General features: G+C 69.6%; 1 protein-coding gene and 1 pseudogene. Both read left to right on the top strand.

Features of this window, described 5'->3' with window-relative positions; translation table 11 throughout:
• A partial coding sequence (locus FG91_RS18365) for a phosphotransferase (RefSeq protein WP_037517930.1) occupies positions 1-1,194 on the top strand: 1,194 nt, incomplete at its 5' end.
• A 19-nt stretch (positions 1,195-1,213) separates the two neighbouring features.
• A pseudogene (locus FG91_RS18360) lies at positions 1,214-1,530 on the top strand (acyl-CoA dehydrogenase family protein); the annotation flags it as partial.

Here is a 1,530-nt window from a genome sequence, read left to right as displayed (position 1 = left end):
CTGCGGCGTGCGCCGTCGGCGGATTATATGGCGGACCGTCCGTTCGGCCATGTCGACGAGGCGGCGCTGGTGATGGCGGCGTTTGATGCGGGGGTGAAGGCGCCCGAGGTGGTCGGCGTGCTCGAGCCGGGCGACGGGCTGGGCACGGGCTATGTGATGCGGCGGGTGATGGCGGAGGTGTCGCCGGCGAAGATATTGGCGGGTCCGCCGCCGTCGTTGCTGGAGGATCTCGGCCGCGAGCTGGCACGGATCCACGGCATCCCACTGGACCGCGTGCCCGCTGCGATCCCGCTGATGGACACGGCGGCGGCGCTGGCGGAGCTTCGCTCGCGCTTCCTGTCGTACGGCGGCGACCGCCCGGTGATCGCGCTCGCGATCCGCTGGTGCGAGGAGCATCTGCCCGAACCGGCGGCGCCGGTGCTCGTCCACGGCGATTACCGGATGGGCAATGTCATGGTCGACAGCGCGGGTCTTGCGGCGGTGCTCGACTGGGAGCTGGCGCACCGCGGCGATGCGCATGAGGACCTCGCGTTCGGCTGCATGACCGTGTGGCGCTTCGGCGCGCTCGATAAACTGGCGTTCGGGGTGGGGAGCCTCGAGGATTATTTTGCGGCCTATGAGGCGGCAGGCGGGGTGCCGGTCGACCGCACCCGCTTCCGCTTCTGGCTGATCTACCGGACGCTCTGGTGGGCGCTGGGGTGCCTGCAGATGGGGCAGATGTGGCGGAGCGGCGCCGACCGGACGGTCGAGCGCGTCGTGATCGGCCGGCGGACGGCGGAGCAGGAGCTCGATCTGGTGCGCCTGCTCGAAGACGAGGCGCCCGAGGCCGAGCGAGGGAGGGCGTTGCCCGCATCGCCCGAACCCGCGTCCGCGCCGACCGGCGAGCCGACCAATGCCGAGATCGTGCAGGCGGTGCGCGACTGGATCGAGGGATCGATCAAGCCCGCATCGCAAGGCCACGCCAAGTTCGAGGCGGTGGTCGCGATGAACGCGCTCGGCATCGTGCTGCGCGACCTGGGTGCGGGGGTGCGCGCCGAGGATGCGGCGCTCGCGGATGCCTTGCTCAGCGGCGCGACGACGCTCGCCGAGCCGGGGCTGCTCGCGCGATTGCGCCGCGATGTGCTCGATAAATGCGCGATCGACAGCCCCAAATATGCCGCGCTCGCCGCGGCGCGCGCCGACTGGCGCGGATAACGGAACACAGGAGAGAGACATGGACTTTGCGATGCCCGCCGACTTGCAGGCGTACCTCGACGAACTCGACGCGTTTATCGAGGCCGAGATCAAACCGCTCGAGCTGGCCGACGACAATATCCGCTTCTTCGATCATCGCCGCGAGCACAGCCGCACCGACTGGGACAATCAGGGCCTGCCGCGTCACGAATGGGAGGCGTTGCTACGCCAAGCCACTCGCAAGGCCGACGCCGCGGGTCACTGGCGCTTCTCGGCGCCGAAGAAATATGGCGGCAAGGACGGCAGCAACCTCTGGATGGCGGTGATCCGCGAGCACTTCGCGGCGAAGGGGCTGGG

The sequence above is a fragment of the Sphingopyxis sp. LC81 genome (genome assembly GCF_000756375.1).
In the GTDB taxonomy this organism is placed as follows: Bacteria; Pseudomonadota; Alphaproteobacteria; order Sphingomonadales; family Sphingomonadaceae; genus Sphingopyxis.
This window is presented reverse-complemented; position numbering and strand designations above follow the sequence as displayed.